We start from the raw sequence: 25,260 nt of genomic DNA, 5'->3' as shown, positions 1-25,260 counted from the left end.
TTCCATCACCAAAGGCGCGGCCCCGGTAGCGTCGCTCCCGGACTATGGAGAAGAAACATGTTGATTCTGACCCGCCGTGTCGGCGAAACCCTGATGATCGGCGACTCGGTCACAGTGACGGTCCTCGGCGTCAAGGGCAACCAGGTGCGCATCGGTATCACCGCACCCAAGGACGTCGCCGTGCATCGCGAGGAAATCTACCAGCGCATCCAGCGTGGCGATGAGATGGTGTCATCGTCTGCCAATGATCAGGCGTCTTCCGACTGATATTGCGAAAATTGGGATTGCCGGCACTGCATTCAGCCGCTATCCTATGCGGCCGCCGCAGTGCTGCGACGGTATAGAAGTTCCCGGAGTGATGCCCGAGCGGCTGAAGGGGCTCCCCTGCTAAGGGAGTATAGGGTCAAAAGCCTTATCGAGGGTTCGAATCCCTCTCACTCCGCCACTTCTGGCGCCCCTTGAAACAGGGGTTTCCATGATGGCCACGGACCACCGCCAGCGGTGTTCGCGGTGAGCATGGAAGGTTATGCGCAGCGAGGTTTTTCCGGTCCGGAAAATTCAATGTTGCGAGGAATTTTGTCTTGACGGAATGTAACAACGTCTGCATAATTCCGCTTCTTATTTAGGCGCCCGTAGCTCAGTTGGATAGAGTACCTGGCTACGAACCAGGCGGTCGGGAGTTCGAATCTCTCCGGGCGCACCATCTAAGGCAAAAAAGCCAGCAGGCATCGCTTGCTGGCTTTTTTGTTGCCTGTCTTCTAGCGCTGTGCCTTCTGCGCCTATTGCCAGACGGCCGCTTGCCTGCACGGTCGACGTTGATAATCAACGACTCACTGTGCGGACACCACTTTGCATAATCCACCAGCGGACCCGCTTGCCAATGACGGTCATGGCATTGCCGATGCCGCCGGAGCGGCGGTTCTGCAGCAGCAGATAGCGAGTCAGTTGTACCGTGCTGGCATCGCCGCCCTCGGTGGTCAGGCCGTGGTGGTCATTGCCGACGCGCGCCAGTGGCAATCGTCGTTGCAACCGGCCTGGTACTGGCTCGACGACGCACAGCGTGGCCGGGTGTTGCGCCAGCACCGGCAGCAGGATCGTGACGTGCGGGTGCTGGCCTATGCGTTGCACCGATTGGTGCTGGGTCATGTGCTCGGCCGTGCGCCAATGGATGTCGAACTCGGCCGCACCGCGACTGGTGCGCCGGTGCTGGAAGGCTGCGTGGCGGCGACCAGCCTCAGTCATGCCGAACATCTTCTGGCCATTGCCGTGGACGTGGGCCAGCGCGTCGGTGTCGATATCGAGCCCTTGTCACGCTGCGGCAATCTGGCCGAAATCGCCAGCCGCATCTGCCACCCTGCCGAAGCCGGTGAGCTGACCGGCCTGGCGCCGGCGCAGCGTGAGCGACACCTGCTGTCGCTGTGGGTCCGCAAGGAAGCCATGCTCAAGGCCGCGGGCGTCGGCCTGGGCCTGGAGATGTGCGGTTTTACCGCCGGGGAAGGTGCGCTGTTGACCCTGCCGGGTGACCGCAGCAGCCAGATCCGCGTCGATATGCTGGGCCCGGCAGCCGACTATCTGGCCGCGGTCGCGCTGCGGCCACAAGCCGACCTGCGGCTGGTGCGGTTGCGGCCGGATTGATGCGCTGCCGGCCACTGGCCGGTTTGCTGCCTGGTGCCCGTTATGGAAGACAAGAGCAGCACCATCCAATGATCGATATCGACGCTTTGCGCCCATGCCTCCCACGCGGGTCTGCAGGGGCGGGCAGGGGGGCGCAGTGAACCAGGCAAGAACAAACCACCAGCACCGTCAATCAGGCAGGCGCATGTGCCATGCCGCGTCGCGCCGCCGGACCGGCTCGTGAGGACGGCCTACACCAGCCGCAAGACCAAGGCCTTGCGGTTCCAATGGTTGTTGGAAGTGATCATCGTGGTCGCCTGCGTGCTCGGCGCGGCCTGGTTGCGCTTCCACAACGATCCCGAGACCGGCATGGAGTTCGCCGAACATGCGACCGGACGGGCGCTGCTGGTCGCACTGGCGATCACCGGGGCGATGGCGGCCTTTGGCTTGTACCAGGTGCATGTGCGGCATACCCGCATGGATTTCGCGCTGCGCCTGCTGCTGTCATTCGCCTTTGGTTTCGTCGCTCTGCTGGTGCTTTACTACCTGTTGCCGCAAACCTATATCGGCCGCGGCGTGCTGCTGCTGGGCCTGCTGCTGTCAGTGCTGGCGATCAGTGGCGCGCGCTCGCTGTCGCAGCATCTGTTCAGCACCAACATCATGAAACAACGCGTGCTGGTGCTGGGCGCGGGCCAGAATGCCGAATTGATCAACACCCGCCTGCGCCGGCAATCGGACCGCCGGACCTTTTCGATCGTCGGTTTCGTGCCCGTGCCGGGCCAGTCCTGCCTGGTTGACGAGGCCAAGCAGATCCAGCCGCAGAGCGGGTTGGCCGACCTGGCCGAACGGCTGCAGATCGACGAAGTGGTGATCGCCCCGGATGAACGCCGCGGCGGGCTGCCGATGGAAGAGATGCTGCGCTGCGTGCAGCGCGGCGTTTCAGTGGTGGATCTGTCGACGTTTTTCGAACGCGAAGCCGGTATGGTCCAGTTGAACGTGGTCGACCCATCATGGCTGGTGTTTTCCGGTGGCTTCGATTACTCGACGCCGCGGCGGTTGAGCAAACGGTTTTTCGATCTGGCGGCCGCCGGGATGTTGTTGCTGGTGGCCTGGCCGGTGATGGCGTTGACCGCACTGGCGGTCTGGCTTGAGTCCGGTGGCCCGGTGTTCTACAGCCAGGTACGGGTGGGTGAGCGCGGCGAGCATTTCAAGCTGACAAAATTCCGCAGCATGCGCGTGGATGCCGAAAAAGACGGCGTGGCGCGCTGGGCGACCAAGGACGACGATCGCAGCACGCGGGTCGGCCGCTTCATCCGCAAGACCCGGCTGGACGAGTTGCCGCAGCTGTGGGCGGTATTGCGCGGCGACATGAGCTTTGTCGGTCCACGCCCCGAGCGCCCGCAATTCGTCGACATGCTCAACCAGGAGATCCGCTACTACGACGTGCGTCATTGCGTGAAACCGGGCGTCACCGGCTGGGCGCAGTTGCGCTACCCCTATGGCGCTTCGGTCAGCGATGCCGAGGAGAAACTCAAGTTCGACCTGTTCTACGTCAAGAACCATGGCCTGGTGTTCGACATCATGATCCTGTTGCAGACCGTCGAGGTGGTGCTGTTCGGGCGCGGCGCACGCTGACCCTGTCACGTCCGCAGTCGCGCTGGCTCAGTGCGGCTGCAGTTGGACTGGTGTAGCGGTCCGCGCCACCCGCAGCGGGTACAGCGGCGAGTCGTACCATTCGACCACCGCGTCGTCCTCGAAGCGAACCCAGGATGGGCCGTATTCCCAGACCTGTTCACGCTGGTAGCTGGGAGGGCCCTGGATGTCGCGCACCGATTGCTTGTCCATGCCCATCCTGATCAATGCCGGAGCAGGCGAAGCAGCGGCATGTGCCGGCATCGGCTGCCCACCGGGGCTGCGGCCGGGCGAGGCGTCGCGCGGAGCGCTGAGGACGATATAGACACCCGCCAGCAACAACACGCCGACGATGGCGACATGGCGATGCCAGGTGGCTGGGTGCGCCTGCGTCTGCGCTGGACGATCGCCGAGGCGGCGGCTCCGCTGCTGCTTCCAGCCACCGCTGCCATTGACGCTGGCACCCGGCAAACGGCCATGCTCCTTGTGGAAACGGATGGCGGCGGCGTAGCTGGCAATCAGCTCCGGCAGCAGCGCCTGCGCCTGGGTCGAAGCATCAGCGCTGGCGTGGCGGTCCGGATGCAGCTCGGCAATCTGGCGCCGGTAGGCCTGCTTGAACTGCTCCAGGCCGCAGTCCGGAGGGACGCCAAGTTGTCGATAAAGCAGGGAGAAGTCAGGTTCCATCGCGGATTGGGTGTGATAGTCGCCTATGTCAACGACAAATGCCGCACAAAGGTGCCACGGCTGGCCTGCTTGTGCTGGCAGTGCCGTTATTAACAGATAACGGGGGCCATTGAAGGCCAGAGGGAGCGTCATCGTGGCGGACCAACATCCAGCAGGCGACTATTGGGATTCCATTCTGGGCGGGGCGCAGGTGGCGCTGGCATTGCCCGAATGGGCGCGCGTGGTCGATGCCTCGGCGGCCGTTGCGGAAACCAGACGGCAGCGTATCGGGATAACCGGGATCGCCGCACTGGCCGAATCGCAGCCGGCGCTGTTCGCGGATGCAGTGCCTGCGGTGGCCGCTTGGGTATTGCTGCTGGGACGCTTGGCCGGACAGAACGATGTCGCCATCGTCCATCTGGCAGCGGATGGCTCGGCGCAACCGGTCCGGCAGTCACTCGATGACGCACTGACCGGCAGCGGATTGCTGCAGGCGGTGCGGCGGCAACTGCAACAGGCGGCTGGACAGCCACAGGCCGCGGCAGCGGCGCTGGCTGACTGGTTGCAGCTGGCGGGGGACAGCCAGCTGCCCTGTCAGGTCCGGCTGGATGTCAACGCCGATGGCGGGGCTTCACTGGCCAGTGGTCCACTGGTGTTGCATCTGGATCTGGCCGCGGACACGGTCAGCGCGGCGATCGAATTCGATGCCAGTCGCTATCTGGCCAGCGAGGTCGGAGTCTGGGGCGACTGCTGGCTGCGGCTGCTGCGTGGACTGAGCGCCGAGCCCGACAGCGCGGTGCAGGCTTTGCCGCTGCTTGAACCGCAGCAGGCGCGCGACGTCCTGGCGTTCGGAAACGACAACGCCATTCGCTGGTACGGCGCGGTGCTGGTGCATGAGTTGTTCGAACAACAGGTTGAACGCACGCCTGATGCGATTGCGCTGGCATATGCGGGCGCGGTCTTGACGTATCGCCAGCTCAACCAGCGTGCCAACCAGCTGGCGCATCACCTGCGTGGCTATGGGGTGGGTGCCGACGACCGGGTGGCGGTCTACCTGCCGCGTGGCCTGGATCTGATCGTGGCGATCATGGCGGTGCTGAAGGTGGGCGCCGCCTATGTGCCGCTGGACCCGATGTATCCGGTTGAACGGCTCGCCTACACCTTGCGCGACAGCGAGCCGAAAATACTGCTGAGCCAATCGGTGATGACGCCGGACTGGCGCGAGCTGGCAGGCGAGGATGGCAGCATTGCCACCGTCGTCGACATCGCTGCCGACGCGGATCTGTGGCGGCAGGCGGCAACGGACAATCCGTCGCCAGCCGACATCGGCCTGCGGTCGGATCATCTTGCCTACGTGCTTTACACCTCCGGCTCCACCGGCCAGCCGAAGGGCGTGGCGATGCCGCATGCGCCGCTGGTGAATCTGATCCAGTGGCAGCTGCGGCAACCCGGTTCCGAACACCCGCAGGCGACGTTGCAGTTCGCCGCGCTGGGCTTCGATGTCGCCTTCCAGGAAACATTCGCCACGCTGTGCAACGGTGGCACGCTGCACCTGTTGGACCATGACACCCGGCTCAGCGCCAGTGCGTTGTTTGATTTCATCGTTGAACACGCGATCGAGCGGGTGTTCCTGCCGTACTTCGCCTTGCAGATGCTGGCCGAGGCGATGCCGCAGCGCCTGTCTGCCGATGCGGATGGCCCTGCCTGCAAGCTGCGCGAAGTCATCACCGCCGGCGAGCAGCTGCGCATCGATCCCGGCATCGAAGCGTTCTTCCGCCAGTTGCCGCAGTGCCGGCTGCACAATCATTACGGTCCGACGGAATCGCATGTGGTCACCGCGCTGAGCCTGCCAGCCGACGCCGCGAGCTGGCCGCGCCTGCCTTCGATTGGCCGGCCGATCGCCAATGCGCGCGTGTACGTGCTGGACGATCGCCAGCAGCCGGTTCCGCACGGGGTGGCCGGCGAGTTGTACTTGGCCGGTCCGGTGCTGGCCCGCGGTTACCTGCATCAGCCGGCGATGACCGCCGCGCGGTTCCTGCCGGATCCCTTCGCCGACGATGCACAGGCGCGGATGTATCGCACCGGCGATCTGGGGCGCTGGCTGCCGGATGGCACCCTGGATTACATGGGGCGCAAGGATTTCCAGGTCAAGATTCGCGGTTTCCGGGTCGAACTGGGCGAGATCGAGGCACGGATGATGGCCTTTGCCGGCATCCGCCAGGCCGGCGTGCTGGCGCGTGAGGATCGACCCGGGCTGAAGCGCCTGGTGGCGTATTTCTCCAGCCATCCGGATGCGGCAGCCGTCGATGTGGAGGCACTGCGTGGCTACTTGATGGCGACATTGCCGGACTACATGGTGCCGGTTGCGTTCGTGGCAATGCCGACGCTGCCGCTGTCAGCCAATGGCAAGCTGGATCGCTTGGCGTTGCCCGCGCCGGGGCGTGCGCGGCCGGACTGGATAGGCAGCTACCAGGCACCACGCAACGCACTCGAAACCACATTGTGCGGGATTCTGGGCGATGCGCTGGATATCGATGCGCTGGGCCGCGACGACAATTTCTTCGAACTGGGCGGCACCTCATTGCTGGCGGTACGCGTGCTGGAGCAGATCCGCCTGCGTGGCCTCGGCGAGATCACCGCGCTGGCACTGTTCCGCGAACCGACCGCCGCGGCATTGGCCAACGCGCTGGGGACGAGTGAAGAGCAGGGCGTCGATGCCGCCCGTCTGCCAGCTGCCAGGGTACAGCCAGGCGATGCGGCCGAGCCGATCGCGATCATCGCGATGGCAGGGCGCTTCCCCGGCGCTGCCAGCGTCGAGGCGCTCTGGCAGAACCTGTGCGCGGGCAACGATGGCATCCGCCACTTCGGCATGGACGAGCTGGATCCCTCGATTCCCGAATCGCTGCGGCGGGATCCGGATTATGTGCCGGCGCGCGGGATCCTCGATGATGTCGACAAGTTCGACGCCGCGTTCTTCGGCATTTCACCGAAGGAAGCCGAGTTGATGGATCCGCAGCAGCGGATCTTCCTGGAACTGTGCTGGGAATGCATGGAGCGTGCCGGCGAGGTGCCCGACGATGGGCGGGTGCCGGTCGGCGTGTTTGCCGGCATGTACAACGCCAGCTATTACCAGAAAAACGTGCTGGCGCACCCGCAGCTGGTGGAAAAGCTCGGCGCTTTCCAGGTGATGCTGGACAACGAAAAGGACTACATCGCCACCCGTGTCGCCCACAAGCTCAACCTGACCGGCCCGGCCATCAGCGTGCACACCGCCTGTTCGACCTCGCTGGTGGCGATCTGCCAGGCGATCGACAGTCTGCGCGGTGGCCAGTGCGACATGGCCTTGGCCGGTGGCATCGCGGTGGCCTGTCCGGTCCGCAGCGGGCACCTGTACCAGGAAGGGGCGATGCTGTCGCCCGATGGCCGCACCCGCAGCTTCGATGCTGACGCCCGCGGCACGATTTTCAGCGACGGCGGCGCGGTGCTGCTGCTCAAGCGTCTGTCGGATGCGATTGCCGACGGCAACCCGATCCATGCGTTGATCCGCGGCGGTGCAGTCAACAATGATGGCGGCAACAAAGCCAGCTTCACCGCACCCAGCAGCGCCGGGCAGGCGGCGGTGGTGGCACTGGCGCAGCGCAACGCCGGCGTCCCGGCACGCAGCATCGGCTATGTGGAAAGCCATGGCACGGCAACCCCGGTCGGAGATCCTATCGAAGTCGAAGGGCTGACCCGTGCCTTCCGCCAGAATACCGACGACAGCGGCTTCTGCCTGCTGGGTTCGGTCAAGAGCAATCTGGGCCACACCATCACCGCTGCCGGCGCCACCGGTACCATCAAGGCGGCGCTGGCGCTGGCGCAGGAGCTGATTCCCGGTACCGCGCATTTCAACACGCCCAATCCGGCTATCGATTTCGCTGCCACGCCGTTCCGGGTCACTGCCGACAACCACCCGTGGCCGCGCGATCCACAGGTGCCGCGGCGTGCCGGCGTAAGTTCGTTCGGCGTCGGTGGCACCAACGCGCACGTGGTGCTGGAAGAAGCGCCCGTGTTGCCGCCCTCGGACAGCGCTGACGGCCCACAGCTGCTGGTGCTGTCGGCACGCACGCCAGCGGTACTGGCGAACATGGGTGAACAACTGGCTGCACACCTGCAGGCGCAGCCGGCGCTTTCGCTGGCCGATGTGGCGTGGACACTGGCCACCGGGCGCAAACGTTTTCCGCACCGGCTGGCGCTTGCCGCCGACAACATCGATGATGCGGTGGCCCGTCTGCGCAGTCCCGAGCTGGCCGCGGTGGTCAATCGCAATCGGGCCGCGCAGGCGCGCGAGGTCGTGTTCATGTTCCCGGGGCAGGGCAGCCAGTACCTCGGCATGGGCCGGCAGTTGCATGAGCGCGAACCGGTGTTCCGGGAGGCATTCGACCGCTGCGCCGAACTGTTGCAGCCGGAAATGAACCAGGATCTGCGCGCGCTGGTGTTCGGCAACGACGAACAGGCGCTGCTGCCTACCGCGGTCATGCAGCCGTCGCTGTTCGCCATCGAATACGCGCTGGCCCAGTGGTGGCTGGCGCAGGGCGTGCAGCCGGTGGCGATGATCGGCCATAGCGTCGGTGAGTTCGTCGCCGCGACGCTGGCCGGGGTGTTCGAGTTACCTGATGCCTTGCGCCTGGTCGCCCGTCGCGGTCGGCTGATGCAGTCGATGCCGGGTGGTGCGATGTTGTCGGTACGCCTGCCGCTGGCCTCGCTGCTGCCACGGCTGCCGGCATCGTTGTCGCTGGCCGCGGAGAACGCACCGGGTGCCTGCGTGGTCGCCGGCGAACATCAGGCCATTGCCGGGTTCCAGCAGCAACTGGAAAGCGACAGCATCGCTTGTCGCTTGTTGCGGACCTCGCATGCGTTCCATTCCAGCATGATGGAGCCGGTGGTGCCGGCATTCCGTGCCGAGGTCGAAGCCGTCGCCAGGCAAGCGCCCAGCGTGCCGATTGTCTCGACCGCGCTTGCCGACTGGCTGGACCGGGACAGCGCCGTTTCGGCGGACTACTGGGCACGCCACCTGCGCGAGCCGGTACGTTTTTCCAGCGCGGTCGCACGGGTGCTTGACCTGCCCGGGCGTGCCTTGCTGGAGGTCGGGCCGCGCAGCACGCTCAGCCTGTTGAGCCGCCAGCAACCCGGCCTCAAGCAACATCATGCGGTGGTGATTGCGTCGCTGGCGGATGCTCCTGAGCACGAATCCCGCTGCCTGCTGGATGCCGCCGGCCAACTGTGGGCGGCAGGCGGCAATGTCGAGCCGGCCGGTTTCGACCACCGCCAACGTCGCCAGCGGCTGCGCCTGCCGACGTATCCCTTCGAAAAGCATCGCCACTGGGTCGACGCCTTGCCGGCGTTGCCCGCCAATGTCGTTGTACATCCGGCAACGGCTGCACTTACCGCCCTGGAGACACCCATGTCCGTCGCATCAGAACCCGCGCCCTCCGCGCCGACCTCGTCGGCGACCGCTTCGACCAGCAGGCGCGTGCGCTTGTTGCAGCAGGTCAAGGAGGTGTTCGAGGATGTCGCCGGCTTTGACCTGGAAGGGGCCGACGAAGACGCCAACTTCATCGAACTGGGGCTGGACAGCCTGATGCTGACCCAGGTGGCACTGCAGCTGCAGAAAGCATTCTCGCTGAAACTAACCTTCCGCCAGTTGATGAGCGAATACGCCAGCCTTGGCCGGCTGGTGGCCGGCCTCGACGCGCAGCTGCCATCCGACCCGGTCGATGATGCGCCCGCGGCAGGGCAACCCGTGGCACCAGCGCTGTCGCCGCAATCGCATGCCAGCGCATCACCCGTGCCACCAATGCCAATGCCAGTACTGACGACGATGGCTGCCAGCCCCGCTGCCGCCGGCAACGCGGAACACATGCGCAGGGTGATCGACCAGCAGATGCAGTTGATGTCGCAGCAGCTGGCGTTGCTGGCCGGCATGCAGGCCCTGCCGGCCAGCGATGCGCATGCGCCGGCTGCACCCGCCGCCACGCCAACACAGCCAGCGCAGGCAAGCACTGTGTTGAATGCGCAGGGTCCGGCCGCAGACACTGCCGAGGGCGATGCCGAGCCGGTGCACGCACGTTATGACGTCAAGAAGGCCTTCGGTGCCATTGCCCGCATCGATGCGTCGGCGTCAACCGAGCTGGATGCCCATCAGCGCGGTCGGCTTGACCAGTTCATTGCCCGCTACACCGCGCGCACGCCGAAGTCGAAGGCATTTACCCAGCAGCATCGCGGACACATGGCGGACCCGCGCGTGGTCACTGGCTTCCGCCCGCTGACCAAGGAAATCGTCTACCAGATCGTCATCGACCGTTCGCGCGGTTCGCATCTGTGGGACATCGATGGCCACGAATATGTCGATGCCCTCAATGGCTTCGGCACCAGTCTGTTTGGCTGGCAGCCCGACTTCGTCATCGATGCCGTGCGCCGGCAACTGGACAGCGGCTACGAAATCGGACCGCAGCATCCACTGGCCGGTGAAGTCGCGCAACTGGTCTGCGAGCTGACCGGCCACGACCGCGCCGCGCTGTGCAATACCGGTTCCGAAGCGGTGCTGGGGGCGATGCGTATCGCCCGAACCGTCACCGGTCGCGACACCATCGTGCTGTTTTCCGGCTCGTACCACGGCATCAACGATGAAGTGATCGTGCGCGCCGGGCGCAACCTGCGGGCGATGCCGGCGGCGCCGGGCATCCTGCGCAATGCCGCGGAGAACGTGCTGGTGCTGGACTACGGCACCCCTGAAACGTTGCGGATCATCCGCGAACGCGCCCACGAACTGGCCGCGGTACTGGTCGAGCCGGTGCAGAGCCGACGTCCGGATTTCCAACCGATCGAATTCCTGCGCGAGGTACGTGCCATCACCGAGGCATCAGGCGCCGCGCTTATCTTCGACGAAGTGATCACCGGTTTCCGCTCGCATCCGGGTGGCGCCCAGGCGTTGTTCGGGATCAAGGCGGATCTGGCTACCTACGGCAAGGTCGTCGGCGGCGGCTACCCGATCGGGGTCATGGCCGGAAAACGCGCTTTCATGGATGCACTGGACGGTGGCCATTGGCAATATGGTGACGACTCGATCCCGGAAGTAGGCGTGACCTACTTCGCCGGCACCTTCGTCCGCCACCCGATGACGCTGGCGGCGGCCAAGGCCTCGTTGCAGCAGATGCAGCAACATGGCCCTGCGCTGCAGGAGCGTCTCAACCAGCGCACCGCGCAGATGGCCGAAGAGATCAACCGTTTCTGCGCCGATGTCGGTGCGCCGTTGCGGATCAAACACTTCGCCTCGTTGTGGCGCACTCATTTCGAGGAAGACCATCCGTTGCAGGATCTGCTGTTCGCGATGATGCGCAGCCGTGGCATCCACATCCTCGACAATTTCCCCTGCTTCTTCACCACCGCGCACAGCGAGGCCGATTTCCGGGCCATCACCGACGCCTACAAGGAGTCGGTGCTGGAATTGCAGGAAGCCAATTTCCTGCCACGTCACGCGGTCACCCCGCGCACGCTGATGGACGCCGCGCAGCCGCCGGTTGATGGCGCACGCCTGGGACGTGACCCACAGGGGCGGCCGGCCTGGTACGTGCCGGATCCGCAACGTGATGGACAATACCTGCAGGTCGGCGCATGAGCAGCTCGGTGGTTGGCGATGCGTCGGGCGGGCAATCGGCGGTGCATGATCCTTTCGCCGCCGGCGAACTGGCCCGGGTAGTACCGACCACTGAACCACAGCGCGAACTGTGGCTGGCTTCGCAACTGGGCGAAGACGCATCGCTGGCCTACAACGAGTCAGTGTCGCTGGTACTGCGTGGGCGGTTGGACGTGACCCGCCTGCAGGCCGCGCTGCACCGCGTGATCGAACGCCATGATGCGCTGCGTGCGGTGTTCGGTCCGGATGGTGAAACCTTCTGTGTGCTGCGCGAGCGCGTGCTGTCCTTGACCCTGGTCGACCTCGGCGAATGCGACCCGGCGGAACAGGCAGCCGCGCTGCAACAGCAGCGGAGCGAGGGCGTCGACACCGCCTTCAATCTTCTGGATGGTCCCCTGTTCCGGGCCCAGTTGCTGCGCCTGTCCGATGACGAACATGTGCTGCTGATGCACGCCCACCATATTGTCTGCGATGGCTGGTCGTGGTGGGTGCTGGTGCGTGAGCTCGGCCAGCTTTACGCTGTCGAGAGCACACTGACCGATGAACCGATCGACAGCTTTGCCGACTACGCATTGTCCGAGGCCCTGCATCCGCAGGATCCGCAGTTCCGGCAGGATGAGGCTTACTGGCTGTCGCGTTTCCAGGGCAGCACACCGGTGCTGGAACTGCCGCTTGACCGGCCGCGGCCCAAGCATCGAACGTTCGCTTCACGGCGCGAGGATTATTGGCTGCCACTGGAACTGGTCAGCAATGTACGCAGGCTCGGTGCGCGCCAGGGTGCCAGTCTGTTTGCCACTCTGCTCGCCGCATTTGCCGGTACCCTGTCGCGGATCAGCGGCCAGGACGATGTCGTCATCGGCATCCCGGCGGCGGGGCAGTCGATCGAGGGCCACGATCGCCTGGTCGGTCACTGCGTCAATCTGCTGCCGCTGCGTTTCGACCTGGGTACGGCCGCGGGCTTCTCGGCGCGGGTGGACGAAGCGCACGCGATCCTGCTGGATGCGATCGAACACCAGCGTTACACCTTCGGCACCCTGCTGAAGAAGCTGCAGGTGCCACGCGACCCGGCGCGGCTGCCGCTGGTCAGCGTGATGTTCAACATCGACCAGGCACTGGATCAGGAGAAAAGTGGATTCCCCGGTCTGGCGCTGGATTTCAGCACCAACCCGCGTAGCCACGAGAACTTCGAACTGTCGGTCAACGCGGTGCAGGTCGCTGGCGGCTTGCGCCTGGAGTGCCAGTACAACAGCGATCTGTTCGACCAGTCGACGGTTGTCGGCTGGCTGTCCGCATTCAGGCAGTTGCTGGTCGCCGCGGTCGCCCAGCCCGACACCGACATGACGACGCTGCCGCTGCTGGATGCGCAGGCCGCGCGGCAGCTGATCGCGCTGCAGCCGGCGTCCAGCGACTACGACCGCGATTGCCGCATGCATGAACATTTCGAATGGCAATGCGACCGCGCGCCGGATCGGCCGGCGGTGCGTTGCGGTCGCCAACTGCTGAGCTATCGACAACTTGAGGCACGTGCCAACCAGATCGCGCGCCTGCTGCGTTTGCATGGCATCCGCGAAGGCGCGCTGGTGGGGCTGGCGGTTGATCGTGGCGTCGAGATGGTCGCCGCCTTGCTGGGCATCCTCAAGGCCGGTGCCGGCTATGTCCCGCTGGATCCGGAATTCCCGCAGGACCGGCTCGCCTACATGGCCGGTGACGCCGGCCTGGCCACGTTGCTGACCCAGCAGCGGCACGCCGGCCGCTTCGACCTGCGTGGGCGCCCGGTACTGGCGCTGGATACGCTGCAGGCAGAACTGGCGGCGCTGCCGGAAGGGCGGTTGGGGCGTGATGGCGATGCCGCGCAGCCGCACTCGGTTGCGTATGTCATCTACACCTCCGGCTCGACCGGTCGCCCAAAGGGAGTGCAGGTGCCGCATGCGGCAGTCGCCAATTTCCTGGCCAGCATGCAGCTGGCACCGGGCATGCAGCCCGACGACCGGTTGCTGGCAGTGACTACCCTGTCGTTCGACATCGCCGTGCTGGAACTGATGTTGCCGCTGCGCGCTGGCGCCGAGGTGATCATCGCCACCCGCGACGTCGCCATCGACGGCGTGGCACTGGCGCAATGCCTGCAGACCACCCATGTCAGCCACATGCAGGCCACGCCTTCGACATGGCGCCTGCTGATCGAGGCCGGCTGGCGCGGCCATCCGCAGTTCACCGCCCTGTGTGGCGGCGAACCTTTGCCAGCGGATCTGGCCCGGCAACTGCTTGACCGCTGCGGCGCGCTGTGGAACCTGTACGGCCCAACCGAAACCACGGTCTGGTCGACCGCTACCCAGGTTCGCGCCGCGGCCGATGGTGGCCTGCCGGACATCCATATTGGCAGGCCGATTGCCAATACCCGGGTCTGGATCTGCGATGCGCAGGGCAGGCTGTGTCCACAAGGCGTGCCCGGTGAAATATGCATTGCCGGCGACGGAGTCACGCTGGGATACCTCAATCGACCGCAACTGACCGCTGATCGCTTCATCGCCGAGCCTGTCTCCGAAGTTGCCGGCAGCCCCATGCCTGCGTCCACTGCGCCGGCATCGTTGATGTATCGGACCGGAGACCGCGGCCGCTGGCGTAGCGATGGCAACCTGGAACACATGGGTCGGCTGGATTTCCAGGTCAAGATCCGCGGTTACCGGATTGAACCGGGGGAAATCGAAACCCAATTGCTGGCACACCCGCATGTCAGCCGTGCGGTGGTCATCGTCCGCGAGGACATCCCAGGCGATGCACGACTGGTCGCGTATGTGGTGATGGATGCCGCTGGCACGGTATCGGGCCTGGCCGATCATCTGCGCCGCGGCCTGCCTGACTACATGGTGCCGCAGCATTTCGTTGCGCTGGATGCCATCCCGCTGCTGCCCAATGGCAAGACCGACCGCCACGCACTGCCGTCGGTGACCGGCATGTTGGTGGAAGCGGCAATGCCGGTGCACACGCCGACGGATGCGCTGGAACAGCGCATTGCCGAAGCCATGGCCGCCGTGCTGGGCAGGCCCGCCATCGACACCACGGCCAGCTTCTTCCAGCTTGGCGGCCATTCGCTGCTGGCGGCGCGCTTGTGCGCGCGGCTGACTCGTGAGCTGGACATCCCGGTGGCGCTGAAACAGCTGTTCGAAACCCCCAGCGTGGCCGAACTGGCGGCGGCGCTGCGCAGCCGCCTGGGCGGGCGCGCCGATGCCGACGCCGAGCTGGCAATCAGCCACCAGCAGGATCAGTCGCAGGCGCCGATGACGCCGATGCAACGGCGCCTGTGGCTGTTCGAACAGATGGACCCGGGCACCGTCACCTACAACACGCCTTCGGCGCACCGGCTGCGCGGACCGATGGACGTGCAGGCGTTCGAGCTCGCGTTCCAGGAAATGCTGCGACGGCAGGCGGTGTTGCGCACGCGGATTGCCAACAGCGACGACGACGCCCGTCAGATCGTCGACGAAGATACCGGCGCATCATTGCTGCCGCTGACTGACATGTCGGCTCTGCCGCAGGAGCGGCGGCTGGATGCGGTCATGCAGGAGCTGGAATCGCTGACCGCGCAGCCGTTCGATCTGCAGGCCGGGCCACTGCTGCGCGTGCGCCTGTACCGACTGGCTGATGATGACCACGTGCTGTACTTCATGACCCATCACATCATCTGGGACGGCTGGTCGTTCGATATCTTCTACAGCGAGATGTCGCAGCTGTACCAGGCGTTCGCCGCCGGCGAACCATCGCCCTTGCCGGAGCTGGAAACCAGCTATGTCGACTATGCCTGCTGGCAACAACATCGACCGGCCAGCGAACGCTCGGCGCAGCTCGACTACTGGGTGCGCCACCTTCAGGGGCAGGACCAGAGTGCGCCGGAACCGTTGCATCTTCCCGAGGACCGGCCGCGGCCGGCACGCCAGTCGGGACATGGCAGCACCGAGTGGGTGCATGTGGATCGGACTACCACCGACCAGCTGCATGCACTGAGTTCGCAGCATGGCGGCACCTTGTTCATGACCCTGCTGTCGGCTTACTACGTGCTGCTGCACAAGCTGAGCGGGCAAACGGATCTGGTGGTTGGGTTGCCGTACCGTAACCGCGGCAACGAAGCGCTGGAAAAGATCATGGGCTTCTTCGTCAACGTGCTGCCATTGCGCATGCGACTGGATACGAGCCTGCCGTTCTTCGATCTGGTAGCGCGGATTCGCGACGCGGTGGTGGAGGCATTCGGCTATCCCGATGTGCCGATCGATGAGCTCATCCAGGCACTTCGCGTACCCCGCGACCCGGCACGCTCGCCGATCTACCAGGCGCTGTTCTCGTTCCAGGATGTGCGTGATCGGCGTACCCACTGGGGCCACCTGGAACACGAACACCTGCTGATGTTCCAGAAAGGGATGAGCCAGGACCTGGGGCTGTGGTTCCTGGAGCATGCCGATGGCCTGTCCGGTGCAATGGGCTACAACACGGACATCATCGATGAGGCATCGGCGCAGCGCTTCCACCACCGTTTCGTGCACCTGCTCAAGGGCATCGTCGCCACGCCGCAGGCCAGTCTGGCCGAACTCGACATCTGCTGCCAGGCCGACATCGAGCAGTTGCGGCAGTGGAATCAGTTCGATGCGGCGCCAGCGGGCGACTTCGTTTCGCTGCCGGCATTGCTGCAGGCGCAGCGGCAGGCTACGCCGGATGCGACGGCGTTGCGGGTGGCGGGTGTCGAGTACAGCTATCGGCAGCTGCACCAGCGTGCCGACCAGATTGCAGCGGCGCTGCGGGGACGTGGTGTCAACCGCGGTGACCGGGTCGGTGTCTGCCTGGACCGCAATGCCGACATGCTGGCCAGCCTGATCGCGGTGCTCAACCTCGGTGCCGCCTACGTACCGCTGGATCCTGCCTATCCCGCCGATCGCCTGCAATTCATGGTCCAAGACGCGCGACTGCGGCTGATCATCAGCGAGAGTCGCTGGTCGCCCGCGCTGGGTTGTGATCGCGAGCAACTGTTCCTGACCGACCATGATCGCGCCGAACTGCACCAGGTGCCTGCGCGCTGGGTGGGCATGGTCGCCGAACTCGGCGGCGAAGACCCGGCGTACATGATCTACACCTCCGGTTCGACCGGCAAACCCAAGGGCGTTGCGATTCCACAGCAGGCGGTGGTGAACTTCCTGCGTTCGATGCAGGCGCGACCGGGACTGGCCGCGGGAGATCGACTGCTGGCGGTGACCACGACGTCGTTCGATATCTCGGTGCTCGAACTGTTCCTGCCGTTGATGGTCGGTGCGAGCGTAGTGCTGGCGGATCGCGAAAGCGCGATGGACGGCGAACTGCTGCGCGCATTGCTGGCCAGTTCCGCCGCCAATGTGATGCAGGCGACCCCCAGCACCTGGCGACTGTTGCTCGATGCTGGATGGAAAGGCCAGCCTGGGTTCAAGGCACTCTGCGGTGGCGAACCATTGCCGGCCGACCTGGCCAGCCAGTTACTGCCGCGTTGCGCTCAGTTATGGAACATGTACGGCCCGACCGAGACCACGGTCTGGTCAACCTGTGCGCCGGTCGTTGCATCCACCGGTGAGGGCAGCACGCTGGATATCCACATCGGTACGCCGATCGCGCGGACCTCGGTGTGGGTGCTGGATCCGCACGGCAAGCCGTGTCCGCCCGGTGTCGGTGGCGAGCTGCATATCGGCGGCGATGGCGTGGCCATCGGCTACTGGCAGCGACCGGAACTGACCGCGCAGCGCTTCCTGCCGGACCCGTTCGCGCAGGTACGACCGGCCGTGCAGACCGGTCTGCCGGCGCGTCTGTATCGCACCGGTGATCGTGGCCGCTGGCGGATGGATGGACAGCTGGAACATGGCGGCCGCCTCGATCACCAGGTCAAGGTGCGTGGTTATCGCATCGAGCTGGGTGAAATAGAAACATTGTTGTTGCAGCACGAGGCAATCAATCGGGCGGCGGTAATCGTCCGCGAGGATGTCGCCGGCGACGTGCGTCTGGTCGCCTATCTGGCCGGACCACAGCGCGACGCCATCGATCTGGATGCCACCATGGCCTCGCTGCGCCGGCAACTACCTGGCTACATGGTGCCGCAACATCTGCTGGCACTGGATGAGTTGCCGTTGTTGCCAAATGGCAAGCTGGATCGCAACCGGTTGCCGGCGCCGCAGGCGGCGCCCATGGCTGCTGCCGCGGTGGCCAGCGCGGTGGGGCCGATGGTGTTTGCCGATCCACGCGTGCACTATCTGGCCCAGGTGTGGACCGAGATGCTGGGCGTGCAGGCGCGGCCGGAAGACAACTTCTTCGAGCTGGGCGGACATTCGATGCTGGCGGTGCAGATGGCCAACCGGGTAGCACGCGACACCGGCGTGCGCCTGAGGCTGCTGAGCCTGGCGACGTCGGATCTGCGTCAGGCGGCAGCGATGTTGCCGGAAAAGCAGCTGGCAGCCGATGGCAGGGCCAGTGAGCCACCCGGCTTGATCGGACGCTGGATGAGCAACGTCAAACGCTTGTTGTGGCGCTGACAGGTCATGCGGCCTGCAGCGATGCCGTCGCCGCAGACCGTGTCTGCTACGTGATAGGATTCACATGCGCAGGATGTCGGGCGCCTGGGGTTGAAGTACGGTGGCAAGAGGATGCTTTGTTGCTGGAGCTCGCAGCCACTCTGACGGTGTAATTCAGCAACAAATATTCTGGACGGAAAGGGAATTTTCTCGTTGATGGAATCGCGCCTGACACCTGTTTATTTTGGTCCACCTGCATCGCCGCTGTTTGGCGTTTTCCACTCGCCGGGGGCGCCGCTGCGCGCCGCGGTCCTGATGTGTCCGCCGCTGCTGCATGAGCACATGCGCAGTTATCGCTTTTTCCACCAGATGGCCGAACAACTGGCCGGCAGCGGCTTGGCCTGCCTGCGGTTTGATTATCTCGGCACCGGCGATTCGGCGGGCGACGATGCATGCCATACGCCGCAGCAGGCAGCGAAAGACATCCTCCTGGCGGCCAGCGAGCTGCGTGCCCGCGCCGCCGGCGTGCCACTGCTGCTGTTGACCATCCGCGGTTCGGCGCTGCTGGCCACGCCACTGGCGCACCAGTTGCAGGCCGATGCGATCTGGTTGTGGCAACCGGTGACCCACGGCGAGCATTATCTGCAGAAGCTGCGCGAGCGTGATCGTGCCGAGCGCCAGTCGCGCTATCGCTATCCGCTGCTGCGCCAGCAAGCACCGGCCAATCCGCATGACCTGATGGGCTTTGCGCTGTCCGCGGAATTCTCCAGCCAACTTGGCGGGCTGGTCCTGGCCGACACTTCCGTGCCGGTGACACTGCTGGATGCACCAGGCAACAACGAGGATTGGCCTGCCGGCGCTCGTATTGATCTGCCGTTGTCGATTACCGCCTGGAGTGACGAAATCGACCTGACTGGACTGATTCCGATCCGGGCCGCTACCGGCGCGTTGTCTAGGCTGACCAGCGAATGCGTACCTGGAGGCCGGCATGGATGAAATCCTGAGCCTCGATGACGGACTTGCCTACGGCATCCTGACCCGCGCCAGCGGACCAGCCAAAGGAGTGACCCTGGTGCTGCTCAACGCCGGTTTGATTCATCGGCCGGGGCCGTTCCGTTTCCATGTTCACCTGGCTCGCGCACTGGCCGAGGAAGGCTTCAATGTCTTCCGTTTCGATCAACCGCGGGTGGGCGATGCCGGCAGTGGCAGTCACGCGACCGCCGGTGCGTTGTTCAAGCAGGTGCTCGATACGTTGCAGACAGCGACCGCTGACACGCAGTTTGCCATCGGCGGGATCTGCAGCGCCGCCGATCAGGCCTGGCGGCTGGCGCTGGCCGATCAGCGGGTCACCAGCCTGGTGCTGATTGATGGCATGGCGGTGCAGAACATCTGGTTCCGCGTTGGCCAGTTGCGACTGATGCTTGGCCGCGGCATCAGGCGATGGCCGGGCATGCTGAAACGTTTCCTGGCCGCACGTGACGTCGATGCACCGGGCGTCATGGATTTCCGGGACTGGTCGGAGCCGGCGCAGTTCCGTGAGGAAGCGGCGCTGCTGTTGCAGCGCGGCGTCAAAATACTGGGCTTCTATACCGGGGGTGTTTCCTACTACCTGCTGCATCGCCGGCAACTGGACGCCACCTTCGGCCGCTCGCGGCGGCATCCCGGGCTGACCTTGCTGTTCCGTCCCGACGTCGATCACATCCTGTTTTCGACGGTGCAACGCGAACGCGTCATCCAGCGCATCCGCGCCTGGATGACGGAGCTCTGAGCCGTGCACGCGCTGCTGGCGCCTTCGCTGTTGTATCCGCTGCCGATCGGCGACGCGGCGCGGTTGACCTTGATGGTGGTGCTGGCATCACCCACTCCGCAATGGCTGTTGCGGTTCATCGCGCTGGCCAATGGCAGCGTGCGCCTGCGGGTCATGACCGTGCAGTTGCCGCTCGCTGCCATCGCCGATGCGGACATCGATCCCGAACCTGCGTTGCCGTCGGATGTGCGCGCGGTACTGGCTTTGGAACGCCTTGCAATGCCGTTGCTGTCACCACTGCTGGCAATGCCGCCGTGGCAACCGATGCAGATGCTGAAGACCGACCAGGTGCAGGATATCGAGCGGTGCGCCGATATGGCGACGTTGCAACGGATGCTGCAGGAGTTCCGGCCGCAACTGGTGCTGGACGCCACCGGCAGGCTGGCGAAGACGGGATACTGCCAGGCAGTGGGGGCCGGCTGCTGGTCGCTGGCGGCCGAACTGCTGCGGCCGGCGACGGCTGGCGCAAGCCTGCTAGCTGCCTCGCTACGTGGTGACAGCAGCGTCCGCATCGCGCTGCAACGCGAAGATGCCGATGGGCAGGTGACCTTGATGAGCGAGAGCTGGGGCGCCAGTCGCCCGTTGTCGCTGCTGCAGCATCGCGACGCGGCACTGCTGAAGTTGCCCGCACTGTTGATGCGTGGCATCCGCCAGTGGTTGGCGGTCCCGCCAGCGCAGCGGGGCAGCACACCGCAGGATGCCCGCATCCGGCTTGCGCCCACGGCGACGGTCGACGCGCCGCGATGGGGCCAGGGAGTGAGGGCGCTCGCACGCAGCGCGGTCCTGCTGCTGCAGTCGCCACGGCGACGGCGGCGTGCGCGGCAACCTTGGTTCGTTCTGGTCGCCGATGGCGAACGACCGGTGGATCCGGAGCGCCCGCGCCTGCAGAGATTCGCTGCCCTGGTCGCGCCAGGCAAAGACTACTGGGCCGATCCGTTTCCACTGCAGCATCATGGCAAACGTCTGCTGTTCGTCGAGCAATACCTGGACGCGGCTCAGCGCGGCGTGATCAGTTGCCTGCAACTGGATGAAGGCAACCGGCCGCAACACCTGGGCATCATTCTCGACGAGCCGTTCCACCTTTCCTATCCGCGGGTGTTCCGCTGGCAGGACGAGTGGTACATGACGGTGGAATCGGCGGAAGGCCTGCAGGTCAGACTGTACCGCTGCGTTGATTTCCCGTTGCGTTGGAGCTGGACCGCCAATCTGCTCGAGAACCGCGAGTGCGTCGACCCTACGCTGCATTACCGGGACGGTTACTGGTACCTGTTCGGCAACGTGTCCGAAACCGGTGCCAACCCGTCCGATGAGCTGTTCCTGTTCGTGTCCCGTGATCTGGCCGGCCCGTATCTGCCGCATCCGTGCAATCCGATCGTCGCCGATGCACGTCGCGCACGCTCAGCCGGCGGCATCATCGAGCGTGATGGGCGCTGGTTCCGGCCTGCGCAGTGCTGTTGTCCGATTTACGGCAGCGCGGTGGTGTTCAATCAGATCACCACGCTGACCCCGACTGAATATGCCGAGCATCCGGTCGGCACGCTGGCGGCGGACATGTTGCCGGATCTGGATGGCTGCCACACCTATAACGTCGACGGTGATTTCGAAGTGGTTGACGCGCATGGGGTTCCACCAGCGCACTGACGCGTGCAGAAAAAAGCCGTGGTCCTCGGTAAGGGGACCACGACTGCTGCTTGCGGTGAATCACGGCGTGGCCCCGCTCAGGGCCACCAACCGCCGCGACGGATGATGCAGAAGAAGTCCCAGCGGCCGCACTCTGTGACCGGCGGTGGCGGCTGCACCGGTGGCTCGGGGTCGACCGGATCCGGATCCAGCGGCGGCGGCGGGGTCGGGTCCACCGGCGGATCGACCGGGTCGGTCGGCGGCGGTGTGCTGCCACTACCACCAGGCAAGGCACTGGCCGGCAAATGCAGCAGGTAGGTGTCGATATCATCGGTGTTGTTGACGCCCCAGTTGCTGTTGAAGGCAATCCGGGTGAAGTCGCGGGAGACCGACGCATGCGGTTCGGCCCAGTAACCGCCCGCGGATTCGTTGCGACGGGTATAGGCCAGCGGATAGACGCGCGGATTGGCCTTCAGCTCCACCGCGTAGATCTTGTTGGTGAACCACGGCCAGGTACCCGAGCGGGTCTGGCTGGTGCCATAGGTGCTCCACACCATCCAGCCGGGCTTGTTGAAACCCTTGCCGGAAAAATGCATCGCGGTGGCGGAGCCATTGTCGTAGCTCGGGAACAACACCGTGCGCGGGCACAATGGCGCATCGGTGGCACTGGCGGCGACCGCTGGGCAGGCGTCGATATCGACAAAGAACACATCGCCGGCATTGCTCTGGTAGTCCACCGAGACGTAGTAATCCTCGCCGTTCGGGCCCAAGGCCAGATCCGAATGCTCGCTCTTGTTGTGCAGCTTCTTCTTCTTGCTGAAGTCCGGCGACCAGGCCCAGGTGCCGGTGTCATCGGACGAGGTCACGAACCAGCGACCGGCGGCTGACATGCTGGAGTGATCCGGACGTCGGTTGTCCTGGCGACTGCCGACCAGGCGGTTGTTCTGCAGGTCCCAGACCATGTAGCCGAGCAGGCCGAAACTGCTGTTCTCGACCTGGAAGCCCCAGTAACGCGAATCCGCCGATGGCGAGCCTTCGGACTTGGTCCAGATGTGCGCAGCGCTGTTGCCCCAGGCCGGCAGCTTGCCCCTGAAATCGGCGGCAATCGAATAGCTGTTGTTGCGCACGTCCAGCTTCAGCAGTTTGGTGCCACCGTTGGTCGGCACGTAGTACAGGATGTTGGGATTGGTTGCGTCCCATTGCGGCTCCGCATCGGCAGCCAGGTGGAATTCCGACGATACCGACGGATCAGCGACCTTGGGCGACAGTTTGCGCAGGTACTTCAAGGTATTGGCGTCGTACAGATGCCACCAGCCGTCGTAGGCATAGACGATGAAATAGCTGTTGTCGGCATTGAACGCCTGCCGTCGCGAGTAGTCGTTGCGGGCAAACGTCGTGGGCGGTTCGCTGTCATGCGCGGTGGCCCTGACCAGACAGGTGCCGAAGCTGGGTTCTTTCAGAATCCTGCCTTTGGCCGGTTTCGCCAATGCAGGCATTCCGGCGGTGGATTTTCCTTCGCTTGCCAGGTATCCCGCGGGATAGAAGGAATTACACACGCCAAGCGCTTGGGCACTGGCGGATGAAACGGGCAGGGAGAAGGACGCCAGCGCGGCGAGGGAGAACATCCATGTTCCAGCAATAATGCGGGATCGGGTTTTCATCGGGAATACGGCTCCGGTGGGCCGGCAGGGTGGTCGAAAGGATTTCTGATTATGGAGATGGCGTCGCTGCGGCGGCCATCTGCTCGAACATAATCACAGGGGTGTGTCTTGGCTGCAGGGAATTCAAGCAGGTGGGTAAATTACCCGAAAACTTTCCTGCTTTTGTTCTGGGGGCGTGAATGACAAGTGTTTGTGATGTAATTGTTTTTCGCTGCAATAAAAAAAGCCGCCTGGTGGCGGCTTTTTTCCTGGCAGTCGGGATGCAGTTCAGAGTTCGTATTCGCGGACATTGCTGTCGAGGTGCGCGCGTTGTTGGTAAATCCAACCCAGGCCAGGCAGGGAAAATGCAGCGACGCGTGACGGTGAGTTCATCGCCAATGGCCTGGGTTCCAATATCGACATAATCCACAGACGAGCCACTGCGCGACCGCGCAGCCACGTGCGCGATAACCATGGCAGGCGTTGCGAAGTGATGGCCGTCGATGCCGGGGTGGTTGGCAGTTGATTACTGTCCGCAGTTGCAGTAGGCACCGATGTGGCTGGCGGCGGCGTCACCAGCGGCAGCGCAGGGCTGCCGGCGCTGACCACATTATTGTTGTTGCTGCCAAGCACCGGTGGCAGATTGCCGCCGGTGATATGCCTGGGACCCTCGGGCACGGTCACCAGTCCACCGGGCAGCGCACTGACCGGTATCTGTATCTGGTACGTGTCGATGTCCTCGGCATCGTTGACGCCCCAGTTGCTGTTGAAGGCAATCCGGGTGAAATCACGATTGACCGATGCATGCGGTTCCGACCAGTAGCCACCGGCGGATTCGTTGCGCCGGGTGTAGGCCAACGCGTAAACCCGTGGGTTGGCCTTCAGCTCTACCACGTAGATCTTGTTGGTGAACCACGGCCACACGCCGGACCGATTGGCAGTCGTGCCATAGGTGCTCCACACCATCCAGCCGGGTTTGTTGAAACCCTTGCCGGAGAAATGCATCGCCGTGGCGGCACCATTGTCGTAGCTGGGAAACAATACCGTGCGCGGGCAAACCGGTGCGGTCGTTGCGCTTGCGGCGACCGCGGGGCAGGTGTCGATATTGGTGTAGAAGACATCGCCATTCTGGCTTTGATAATCCACCGAGACGTAATAATCCTCGCCGTTCGGGCCCAGCGCCAGGTCCGAATGCTCGCTCTTGTTGTGCAGCTTCTTCTTCTTGCTGAAGTCCGGCGACCAGGCCCAGGTGCCGGTGTCATCGGACGAGGTCACGAACCAGCGACCAGCGGCTGACATGCTTGAGTGGTCCGGACGCTGGCTGTCCTGGCGGCTGCCGACCAGGCGGTTGTTCTGCAGGTCCCAGACCATGTAGCCGAGCAGGCCGAAACTGCTGTTCTCGACCTGGAAGCCCCAGTAGCGTGAATCCGCCGAAGGCGAGCCTTCGGACTTGGTCCAGATGTGGGCGGCGCTGTTGCCCCAGGCCGGCAACTTGCCCTTGAAATCAGCGGCAATCGAATAGCTGTTGGTGCGCACGTCCAGCTTCAGCAGTTTGGTGCCGCCATTGTTGGGCACGTAGTACAGGATGTTGGGATTGGTCGTATCCCATTGCGGCTCGGCGTCGCCAGCCATGTGGAACTCGGCCGGGACCGACTCGTTGGCGACCTTGGGCGACAGTTTGCGCAGGTACTTCAGGGTGTTTGCGTCGTACAGATGCCACCAGCCATCGGCGGAGTAGACGATGAAATACGTGCTGTTGGCGTTGAACGCCTGGCGCCGCGAATAGTCGTTGCGGGCAAAGGTGGTCGGCGGCTCGCTGCCATGGGCGGTCGCCCGGACCAGGCAGGTGCCGAAACTCGGCTCCTTCATCAGCACACCTTTGGCGGGCTTGGCCGGGGTGGAGGTGGCCGGATTGACTTTGCCCTGAGTGAGGGCGAAATTGGCGGGATAGAAGCTGTTGCAGACGCCGAGGGACTGGGCGTTGGCGGGGAAGGCCAGCGACATGCCGGCGGCGCACATCAGGCCTGCGATGGCCGTGGCCAGCGAACGGGGGAAAAAATTGGCGTCAATGGGCATGCAAACGGCTCCTGTTGGCCG

At 64.6% G+C, this 25,260-nt stretch carries 11 protein-coding genes and 2 tRNA genes; 10 read left to right on the top strand and 3 right to left on the bottom strand.

Annotated elements, in window-relative coordinates; translation table 11 throughout:
- Positions 1–57 precede the first annotated feature (57 nt).
- The 5 genes from csrA (at position 58) to ABB29_RS10940 (ending at position 3,249) form a co-directional block, all read left to right on the top strand.
- Positions 58–267 (top strand): carbon storage regulator CsrA, encoded by a 210-nt coding sequence (gene csrA / locus ABB29_RS10965; protein WP_057658947.1) that lies wholly within the window; start codon positions 58–60, stop codon positions 265–267.
- 85 nt (positions 268–352) lie between these two features.
- Positions 353–445: transfer RNA gene (locus ABB29_RS10960), tRNA-Ser, on the top strand.
- Between the two features lie 181 nt (positions 446–626).
- Positions 627–703 (top strand) — tRNA-Arg (locus tag ABB29_RS10955).
- Between the two features lie 146 nt (positions 704–849).
- Positions 850–1,635, top strand: coding sequence for a 4'-phosphopantetheinyl transferase family protein (locus ABB29_RS10945; RefSeq protein ID WP_157062606.1), 786 nt, complete (start codon positions 850–852; stop codon positions 1,633–1,635).
- A gap of 219 nt (positions 1,636–1,854) precedes the next feature.
- Positions 1,855–3,249 carry a TIGR03013 family XrtA/PEP-CTERM system glycosyltransferase gene (locus ABB29_RS10940; protein WP_057658940.1) on the top strand — a complete coding sequence of 465 codons (1,395 nt, stop codon included), beginning with the start codon at positions 1,855–1,857 and terminating at the stop codon, positions 3,247–3,249.
- 27 nt (positions 3,250–3,276) lie between these two features.
- On the opposite strand, the gene ABB29_RS10935 is transcribed toward ABB29_RS10940, so the two are convergent.
- Entirely contained in the window at positions 3,277–3,930 is a 654-nt protein-coding gene (locus ABB29_RS10935) for a J domain-containing protein (protein WP_057658939.1), read from the bottom strand.
- A 133-nt stretch (positions 3,931–4,063) separates the two neighbouring features.
- On the opposite strand from ABB29_RS10935, the gene ABB29_RS10930 reads away from it, so the two are divergent.
- From ABB29_RS10930 to ABB29_RS10910, 5 genes are all read left to right on the top strand, one after another.
- Positions 4,064–11,566, top strand: coding sequence for a polyketide synthase (locus tag ABB29_RS10930; RefSeq protein ID WP_211260728.1), 7,503 nt, complete (start codon positions 4,064–4,066; stop codon positions 11,564–11,566).
- Positions 11,563–18,117, top strand: a complete 6,555-nt coding sequence (locus tag ABB29_RS10925; protein ID WP_057658937.1) for a non-ribosomal peptide synthetase — start codon at positions 11,563–11,565, stop codon at positions 18,115–18,117. Before ABB29_RS10930 ends, ABB29_RS10925 begins: the two co-directional genes overlap by 4 nt.
- Before the next feature lie 195 nt (positions 18,118–18,312).
- Positions 18,313–19,092, top strand: a complete 780-nt coding sequence (locus tag ABB29_RS10920) for an alpha/beta hydrolase family protein (RefSeq protein WP_057658935.1) — start codon at positions 18,313–18,315, stop codon at positions 19,090–19,092.
- Positions 19,085–19,864, top strand: a complete 780-nt coding sequence (locus ABB29_RS10915) for an alpha/beta fold hydrolase (protein ID WP_057658933.1) — start codon at positions 19,085–19,087, stop codon at positions 19,862–19,864. Before ABB29_RS10920 ends, ABB29_RS10915 begins: the two co-directional genes overlap by 8 nt.
- Before the next feature lie 3 nt (positions 19,865–19,867).
- Positions 19,868–21,544 (top strand): glucosamine inositolphosphorylceramide transferase family protein, encoded by a 1,677-nt coding sequence (locus ABB29_RS10910; protein ID WP_057658931.1) that lies wholly within the window; start codon positions 19,868–19,870, stop codon positions 21,542–21,544.
- 77 nt (positions 21,545–21,621) lie between these two features.
- Here the strand turns inward: ABB29_RS10910 and ABB29_RS10905 are convergent, their stop codons facing one another.
- Together ABB29_RS10905 and ABB29_RS10900 are read right to left on the bottom strand one after the other, a co-directional pair.
- Positions 21,622–23,019 carry a hypothetical protein gene (locus ABB29_RS10905; RefSeq protein ID WP_057658929.1) on the bottom strand — a complete coding sequence of 466 codons (1,398 nt, stop codon included), beginning with the start codon at positions 23,017–23,019 and terminating at the stop codon, positions 21,622–21,624.
- A 432-nt stretch (positions 23,020–23,451) separates the two neighbouring features.
- Positions 23,452–25,239 carry a hypothetical protein gene (locus tag ABB29_RS10900; protein ID WP_057658928.1) on the bottom strand — a complete coding sequence of 596 codons (1,788 nt, stop codon included), beginning with the start codon at positions 25,237–25,239 and terminating at the stop codon, positions 23,452–23,454.
- Between the last annotated feature and the right edge of the window lie 21 nt (positions 25,240–25,260).

The organism is Pseudoxanthomonas dokdonensis (assembly GCF_001431405.1).
GTDB classification, from domain to species: Bacteria; Pseudomonadota; Gammaproteobacteria; order Xanthomonadales; family Xanthomonadaceae; genus Pseudoxanthomonas_A; species Pseudoxanthomonas_A dokdonensis.
The sequence above is the reverse complement of the archived record's forward strand: the minus strand, read 5'-3'. Positions and strand labels throughout refer to the sequence as shown.

Bases quoted from the DNA above. Each gene is read 5' to 3' on its own strand.
- csrA (WP_057658947.1), top strand. From the start codon at position 58: ATGTTGATTCTGACCCGCCGTGTCGGCGAAACCCTGATGATCGGCGAC.
- ABB29_RS10935 (WP_057658939.1), bottom strand. From the start codon at position 3,930: ATGGAACCTGACTTCTCCCTGCTTTATCGACAACTTGGCGTCCCTCCG.
- ABB29_RS10925 (WP_057658937.1), top strand. From the start codon at position 11,563: ATGAGCAGCTCGGTGGTTGGCGATGCGTCGGGCGGGCAATCGGCGGTG.
- ABB29_RS10920 (WP_057658935.1), top strand. From the start codon at position 18,313: ATGGAATCGCGCCTGACACCTGTTTATTTTGGTCCACCTGCATCGCCG.
- ABB29_RS10915 (WP_057658933.1), top strand. From the start codon at position 19,085: ATGGATGAAATCCTGAGCCTCGATGACGGACTTGCCTACGGCATCCTG.
- ABB29_RS10905 (WP_057658929.1), bottom strand. From the start codon at position 23,019: ATGCCTGCATTGGCGAAACCGGCCAAAGGCAGGATTCTGAAAGAACCC.
- ABB29_RS10900 (WP_057658928.1), bottom strand. From the start codon at position 25,239: ATGCCCATTGACGCCAATTTTTTCCCCCGTTCGCTGGCCACGGCCATC.